At 27.7% G+C, this 6,791-nt stretch carries 9 protein-coding genes and 2 tRNA genes; 8 read left to right on the top strand and 3 right to left on the bottom strand.

From position 1 onward, the window contains the following. Window positions 1-131: 131 nt before the first annotated feature. The 4 genes from HMPREF1983_RS07650 to HMPREF1983_RS00815 are packed head-to-tail and all read left to right on the top strand — an operon-like array spanning window position 132 to window position 1,694. Window positions 132-404: an HAD family hydrolase gene (locus HMPREF1983_RS07650; protein ID WP_021752376.1), complete on the top strand. Its 273-nt coding sequence runs from the start codon at window positions 132-134 to the stop codon at window positions 402-404. Continuing rightward, window positions 362-640, top strand: coding sequence for a hypothetical protein (locus HMPREF1983_RS07645; protein ID WP_084404560.1), 279 nt, complete (start codon window positions 362-364; stop codon window positions 638-640). The genes HMPREF1983_RS07650 and HMPREF1983_RS07645 overlap by 43 nt, the downstream gene beginning before the upstream one ends. A 42-nt stretch (window positions 641-682) precedes the next feature. Further along, entirely contained in the window at window positions 683-937 is a 255-nt protein-coding gene (locus HMPREF1983_RS07640; RefSeq protein ID WP_021752374.1) for an HAD family hydrolase, read from the top strand. A 10-nt stretch (window positions 938-947) separates the two neighbouring features. Continuing rightward, window positions 948-1,694 (top strand): DeoR/GlpR family DNA-binding transcription regulator, encoded by a 747-nt coding sequence (locus HMPREF1983_RS00815; protein ID WP_021752373.1) that lies wholly within the window; start codon window positions 948-950, stop codon window positions 1,692-1,694. 269 nt (window positions 1,695-1,963) lie between these two features. On the opposite strand, the gene HMPREF1983_RS00810 is transcribed toward HMPREF1983_RS00815, so the two are convergent. The 3 genes from HMPREF1983_RS00810 to HMPREF1983_RS00800 are packed head-to-tail and all read right to left on the bottom strand — an operon-like array spanning window position 1,964 to window position 3,841. After that, the gene (locus HMPREF1983_RS00810) at window positions 1,964-2,938 is read right to left on the bottom strand and encodes a DUF4097 family beta strand repeat-containing protein (RefSeq protein ID WP_021752372.1); all 975 of its coding nucleotides are present in this window, start codon (window positions 2,936-2,938) and stop codon (window positions 1,964-1,966) included. A 2-nt stretch (window positions 2,939-2,940) separates the two neighbouring features. Beyond that, entirely contained in the window at window positions 2,941-3,531 is a 591-nt protein-coding gene (locus tag HMPREF1983_RS00805) for a DUF1700 domain-containing protein (protein WP_021752371.1), read from the bottom strand. Then, window positions 3,524-3,841: a PadR family transcriptional regulator gene (locus tag HMPREF1983_RS00800; RefSeq protein ID WP_040460741.1), complete on the bottom strand. Its 318-nt coding sequence runs from the start codon at window positions 3,839-3,841 to the stop codon at window positions 3,524-3,526. The genes HMPREF1983_RS00805 and HMPREF1983_RS00800 overlap by 8 nt, the downstream gene beginning before the upstream one ends. Before the next feature lie 254 nt (window positions 3,842-4,095). On the opposite strand from HMPREF1983_RS00800, the gene HMPREF1983_RS00795 reads away from it, so the two are divergent. From HMPREF1983_RS00795 to HMPREF1983_RS00780, 4 genes are all read left to right on the top strand, one after another. Continuing rightward, a complete protein-coding gene (locus tag HMPREF1983_RS00795) occupies window positions 4,096-5,160 on the top strand; it encodes an NAD(P)-dependent alcohol dehydrogenase (protein WP_021752369.1) in 1,065 nt (354 codons plus the stop codon). A 220-nt stretch (window positions 5,161-5,380) separates the two neighbouring features. Then, on the top strand, window positions 5,381-6,313 hold the full coding sequence (locus HMPREF1983_RS00790; protein ID WP_021752368.1) for a GTP-binding protein: 933 nt from the start codon (window positions 5,381-5,383) through the stop codon (window positions 6,311-6,313). A 246-nt stretch (window positions 6,314-6,559) separates the two neighbouring features. After that, a tRNA-His gene (locus HMPREF1983_RS00785) sits at window positions 6,560-6,635 on the top strand. A 22-nt stretch (window positions 6,636-6,657) separates the two neighbouring features. Next, window positions 6,658-6,731: transfer RNA gene (locus tag HMPREF1983_RS00780), tRNA-Cys, on the top strand. Window positions 6,732-6,791 lie beyond the last annotated feature (60 nt).

The raw sequence follows: 6,791 nt of genomic DNA, 5'->3' as shown, positions 1-6,791 counted from the left end.
ATATATAATATGTTAAAAGTAAAATATAAGTATTTATACTTTAAAAACAAAAAATAACTTAAAAAAACTTGCAAAAACTTAAAATTAATGGTAATATATAAGTATAAATAATTAATCAAGGAGATAAAATTATGATAAAACATTTGTTTTTAGATATGGATGGAACTTTATTAAATAGTGAAGGAATCATAAGTAATGGTACGGTAAAATTGTTAAAAAAAATGCAAATACCACTTACGTTAGTATCAGCAAGAGCGCCTATGGAAATGGAAGATACAATAAGTAAATTAGATTTGAATTCAATTCATGTAGCATTTAATGGTGGATTGATTTATGAGATGAATAATGGTAAAAAAATGTTTTGTATAAAAAATATTTGCAGTTTAGTGTTGCAAGAGAATTAGCACTTGTATTAAGAGAAAAATTTCCAAAGTTGAGTATTAGCGTTTATGATGAAGAAAATTGGAATACAGACATAATCAATGATGGAATACTTTACGAACAAAATATTACCAAAAAGGATTTTAATATAGTAAACTTTAAAGAGTATTTCAATAATTATCACGAAGTATTTAAGTTAATGTTAATAACTTTTGATGATAATGAAATGGAAAAAATAAATAATTTTTTAGCAGAATAAAGCGACAAAAATATTAGTGTTTTACGTTCGGGTGAAAACTATTTGGAAATAACTCATTCGCTGGCAAAGAAATCTACAGGAATAAAATTTATTCAATATTTAAAAAATACAACGAAAAAAGATTGTGTTGCCTTTGGTGATGGACACAATGATATTCCAATGTTTGAATGTACTGAGCATAGGGTAGTGATGGATAATGCACTAGCAGATATAAAAAAATATGCAAGTTTTATTACAAAATCTAATGATAAAGACGGGGTCGCATATGCTATAAAAAAATATGTAAAATATTTGTAAGGAGCAGAAAATGTATCAAGCACAACGTTTAGAAAAAATAATGGAATTACTAAGCAAAAAAGGAGAAGTATCAACTAAAGAAGCGGTTGAATGTTTAGGGGTATCGAGAGATACAATTCGTCGTGATTTTTTAATTTTAGGAAAGCGTGATGATGTACAAAGGACACATGGTGGTCTTATTAAACCAAAAGAGAGTGTTCATGTAAGCTCATATAATGAAAGATTAAAAATGTTAACACCTGAAAAAAAAGAAATAGCGTATAAAGCTAAAAAAATGATAAAAGAAGAAGGTGTATATTTTTTAGGTGCTTCTACAATAATAGAGAAGTTAGCACAATTAATAAAAGAGAAGATTATTGTTTATTCACATTCATTAGATGTAGCAATGGTTTTAGCTAATAACGATAATATTAACTTTAATCTTATCGGTGGAAAATTTTTCAATAAAAATAGATTTTATTATTCATCGGAAAATGCGGAAATTTTGAAAAATATTAGTTTTGATATTGTATTTATTGGGGCAGCCGGGGTTAAAGATGGTGTTATAACCCTTGACGATTATGAAGATGTTGCAATAAAAAAATTGGCATTAAAAAATGCCAAAATAAAGGTGCTTTTGACAGAAATATCGAAATTTGAAAAAGGTGCTAATTTTATTTTGGGTGATATAACGGAATTTGATTATTTAATTACAGACAAAGAACCGAGTGCAGAACTTTTAAAACTATTTGGAGAAAAAGTACAAGTAATTTATTAAAAAACATTATGATATTTAATTGAAATTTTATAGATTAATTTATATGACGTGTATAATTTATAAAATATATTAATTATTAGGAACCGGATTTAAGTTAGAAACTTAATCTGGTTTTCTTAGATATTTAAGAGCGACGATAAAACTAATTTCTAACGAAATTATGATTTTAAGTCGCTCTCTTTTTTGATTCTATGGTAAATACGTTCTATAAAAATACCGATCAAATTTTTTCAAACTTAGAAGAGTTTACTTCACAGAGATAGGTGAAATTAATATCCCATAAAAGCTATATCTATATTACCACTAGTATTGGTTATATTAAGATCTTTTGAAGAAGAGTTAGAATTGGTATTGTTTTTGTTATTTATATTTTTGTTGAAATTTTCTTCTTTATCACTAATTTTAGTTTTAATATCGCCGGATATATTTTTTAATGAAAGTTTTTTATTAATTTTAATTTCATTTACAGTAATATTACCGCTAGTTGATTCAGAAATAAAATTGTCTATGATATTGTTACTATTCGAAAATTCAATATTACCGCTAGTTGTTTTAGAATCAATATTTTTGGAAGTAATGTTATCAAATATTATATTACCGCTGGTAGTTGTAATATTGGCAGAACCGTAATTTATTATATCTTTTAGTAATACATTGCCACTAAGGTTATAAATATCCAATTTATTATTTTCTGTTTTGATATTATTTAGCCGGATATTACCACTTTTACTATTCAGGTTAATATTGTTTGTATTTAGCTTTAATAAATTAATATCTCCACTAATATTATTTATCTGAATATCTCTAAAATGTAGATTTTTAAGTGAAGTATTACCGCTGATATTTTTTATAGAAAGATTGACAAGCAGTTCTTTCGGTATTTTTAATTTTATGTAATAATTATTAAAATTAAAGCCTAAATCAAATGAAAAATTAAACCATTTTTCTTTATAGGTATCTTTAATTATTAGAGTATCAGTATCTTCTTCTATGTTAAAGTAAAAGTTTTTCCCCTCACGATATTCAACCTCTATTTTATCGCTATTAGAAGGTTCGATATCAATATTTGATTTAGTAACATGAAATTTTAAATTTTTAAGATTTTTTGATTCGATAGTATGATATTTAGGTGGTTTTGTTTCGTCCGTAAGTGGTAATTTATTTCCATTTAAAACAAAAGATAATAATATTAGTATTATTCCAAGACTGGAAAATAAAATCGCTATTTTTAGTAATTTCTTCATAATTAATCAATCTCCTTTTTAAAAACTTTCTCAAACATATATTTAAAAGTCCAGCGATTATTCTTAAATAAGTTTTTCAGTTTTATTAAACCGTAAATTATAAAGAGAGAAAAACCTGTAGTTATAAAACCGGTACCGGCAGTAAATAAGGTTGAGTAAATGTTTTCTTCAGAAAAGTAAAATGGTATAGATATAATCATAAGAATTCCCCAGATGAAAAATCCAATAATACCAACTATAAAACCTAATATCATCATGATTAAACTGAAAAATAAACCAAAAGCTACCATTAACAACGAAAACCAAATTGGAAAGCAGATAATTAATAAAATAATTTCCAATGCTGAAAAAGATCTATTAGGTAAAAATTTCCAAGTTTTATTTTTGGGAACAGTTTTATGTTCAACAATTATTTGGTTTATAATATTATCGATAGTTCCAAAATTACTTATTGCTTCTTCTTCGCTAAAGCCATCTTCAACAGCATCATCAATCATTTCATTGAAGTAGTTAATACTTTTTTCAATATCCAATTTTGATAAATGTTTTTTTAATTTTTTTCTAAGTAAATAATTAAAAGTTTCTTTATTCATAACTTTCTTCTCCTAAAATAAATTCATAAGCCTTTTGTATTGCTTGCCAGCTAATAAGAAAATCATCAATTTTTTTTAATCCTGTATCGGTTATCTTATAATATTTTCTTAATCGTCCGTTATGTTCTACGCTGTAGGATAACACGGAATTATTATTTTCCAATCTTTTTAGTATAGGATAAAGAGTAGATTCTGTTATTGGAATTATTAGAGAAACATCTTTTACTATTTTATACCCATAAGAATCAGAATTTCGTAAAGATGCAAGAACACAAATATCAAGTATACCACGTTTTAATTGTGTATTCATTGGAATATCTCCTTTCACAAAATATTATACGATACATAGTATTATGTTGTCAATAATATAATTAAAAATAATATAGATAATATACAATAATATTTATTTATATATATTTCCTTATTTTTTTGTGATTACAGTTAGTAAAACAAAGAAATCGGTTTATATTTTTTGCGTATTATTTATGTCAGGCATTAATGTTGAAATTTAATAATAATAATGAGATAATATAATAACAAACAACAACAAGGAGGAGAAACATTATGAAAGGATTTGCAATGAAAAAAATAGGAGAAATCGGATGGATAGAAAAAGAACGTCCTAAATGTGGACCAACGGATGCAATTATTCGTCCTTTAGCATTATCTCCATGTACTTCTGATGTACATACAGTATGGGAAGGTGCAATCGGTGAAAGAGAAGACATGATCTTAGGTCATGAAGGTTGTGGTGTTGTTGAAGAAGTTGGAGAAATGGTAAAAGATTTTAAACCGGGAGATAGAGTTATGGTAGCGGCTATTACGCCGGATTGGAATTCTTTAGAGGCTCAAGCCGGTTTTGCGATGCACTCTGGTGGAATGCTGGCAGGATGGAAATTTTCTAACTTCAAAGATGGTATGTTTGGTGACTATTTCCATGTTAATGATGCAGATGGTAATTTAGCACTTATTCCTGAAGGAGTAACTATAGAAGAAGCATGTATGCTTTCTGATATGGTTCCAACAGGTTTCCATGGTGTAGAATTAGCAGATGTACAATTTGGGGATACCGTTCTTGTGGTAGGTATAGGTCCGGTAGGACTAATGGCAGTTGCCGGAGCAAATTTAAGAGGAGCATCAAGAATTATTGCTGTAGGAACAAGACCAATTTGTCGTGAAGTTGCTAAAAAATATGGTGCAACAGATTTTATAGGATATAAAGATGGAAGTATTGATGAACAAGTTCTAGCATTGACTAACGGACAAGGTGTTGATAAAGCTATTATAGCCGGTGGTGGTGTTGAAACTATGGAACCGGTGGTTAAATGTTTAAAACCGGGTGGTAAAATAGGGAATGTAAACTACTTAGGAAAAGGAACATATATTAATATACCTCGTGTTGAATGGGGTGTTGGTATGGGACATAAACAAATATTAGGTGGTTTGATGCCAGGGGGTAGATTGCGTTTAGAAAAATTAGCACGTTTAATTCAATGCGGAAAACTTGATGTAACTCATCTACTGACTCATAAGTTTTATGGCTTTGACAAAGTAGAAGATGCATTATTGCTGATGAAAGAAAAACCGAAAGACCTGATAAAACCGGTTGTAATATTAGAAAAAGAATAGTTGAAAATAGTAAGGGGCTGACCCAAAAGCTAAAAATTCGAATAGAATTTACTTAATTAGTAGTTAGCCGTAGCGGTTCATTGGTTTGGAAATACGCCTAAAAAAGATTTTTTCAAATTGATGAACTATTAATGAACTGTATGGGCGACTTGGTAAAATCGATTTTTAACAAAATCATGATTTTAAGTCGCCCTCTTTTTATAAAAGTGGTGGTGAGAATATGAAGATTATTTTAGTTTCCGGTTTCTTAGGTGCCGGTAAAACGAGTTTTATAAAAGAATTAGTAAAACAAACTAAACAAAAGTTTGTTATATTAGAAAATGAATTTGGTGAGTTAAATCTTGATGCTAAAGAATTAAGAAATGAACTGGAAGTTGATGAGAATATGAAAGTTTGGGAATTAACTGAAGGATGTATCTGTTGTTCTTTAAATTTAGATTTTACTCACTCCGTTTTAACAATAGCTAATACATTAAATCCTGATTATTTAATAATTGAACCTAGTGGAGTAGCAATGCTTAGCAACCTTATAAGAAATTTTAAAAAAATAAGTTATGAAAGAATTGAACTTGGAGCTCCTATAGTTATTATTGATGCACAAAATTACAAAAATACATTTAAAAAATACAAAACTTATTTAGATGACCAATTAAAATATTCCAGTGTTTGTGTTTTGAGTAAATCGGAAAATTTAAGTGAGGAAGATTTTTTAACAATAAAAAATGAATTGAAAATCAAAGATAATATAAAATATAATTTGAAACATTATAGTAAATGGGAAAAAGATTTTTGGTTTGAAATTTTGAATATAGAAACTTTAGCAAAAGAAAAAGATAATAAATTAGAGCTTGTTTTTAAAACCACCCAACATGTAAGTGGTGCTGAAAAATTAGAGCAACTAACTTTAGATAAAATAAATATTAATTCTTTAAATACATTATCTTCGATATTATTGCTATTAATAAGTGGTAGATTTGGAGAAATAGAGAGGATAAAAGGGTATTTTTCAATAGGAAAAAATAATTTTAAATTTGATGTAGTAGGTAAAAATTACGTTATAACTGGTTGTGAAGAAAATTCTGGTAGCAAAGTTGTTGTTATTGGAAAAAATCTTGAGAAAAAACAAATAGAAAATCTATTTAAAAATTTTTAATAAAGTAATTAATATATTAAGTGTGATTGTTGTTGCACTTTACTTTAACTAATAATGAGAATATTATAAAAGTATAGGAAAAATTATTAAATTTAGTAAATGATAAATAAGAAGAAAGTAAGAAGAAATTTTACATAAATGACTTCTTATTTTATTAAGTATGGTGATAGTGGATGGTAACGGAAGTAAAAAAATGTCTTGACATTAAATAATAAAAATTGTATAATATAAATTGTTCTGATTACGGCGGCTGTGGCGAAGTGGTTAACGCATCGGATTGTGGTTCCGACATTCGAGGGTTCGATTCCCTTCAGCCGCCCCATTAAAATTTAGTAACTGAATAAGGCGGCTTAGCCAAGTGGTAAGGCATGGGTCTGCAAAACCCTGATCACCGGTTCAAATCCGGTAGCCGCCTCCAAGTATTAACATCTTTTAAGATGTTTTTTATTTTTGACGAATTGCAAATAAAAGTGCAACA

It is taken from the genome of Gemella bergeri ATCC 700627 (genome assembly GCF_000469465.1).
GTDB classification, from domain to species: Bacteria; Bacillota; Bacilli; order Staphylococcales; family Gemellaceae; genus Gemella; species Gemella bergeri.
The sequence above is the reverse complement of the archived record's forward strand: the minus strand, read 5'-3'. Positions and strand labels throughout refer to the sequence as shown.

What these genes read in the sequence shown, in the direction of transcription:
- HMPREF1983_RS07650 (WP_021752376.1), top strand. Translation starts at nt 132, where the DNA reads ATGATAAAACATTTGTTTTTAGATATGGATGGAACTTTATTAAATAGT.
- HMPREF1983_RS00815 (WP_021752373.1), top strand. Translation starts at nt 948, where the DNA reads ATGTATCAAGCACAACGTTTAGAAAAAATAATGGAATTACTAAGCAAA.
- HMPREF1983_RS00810 (WP_021752372.1), bottom strand. Translation starts at nt 2,938, where the DNA reads ATGAAGAAATTACTAAAAATAGCGATTTTATTTTCCAGTCTTGGAATA.
- HMPREF1983_RS00805 (WP_021752371.1), bottom strand. Translation starts at nt 3,531, where the DNA reads ATGAATAAAGAAACTTTTAATTATTTACTTAGAAAAAAATTAAAAAAA.
- HMPREF1983_RS00800 (WP_040460741.1), bottom strand. Translation starts at nt 3,841, where the DNA reads ATGAATACACAATTAAAACGTGGTATACTTGATATTTGTGTTCTTGCA.
- HMPREF1983_RS00795 (WP_021752369.1), top strand. Translation starts at nt 4,096, where the DNA reads ATGAAAGGATTTGCAATGAAAAAAATAGGAGAAATCGGATGGATAGAA.
- HMPREF1983_RS00790 (WP_021752368.1), top strand. Translation starts at nt 5,381, where the DNA reads ATGAAGATTATTTTAGTTTCCGGTTTCTTAGGTGCCGGTAAAACGAGT.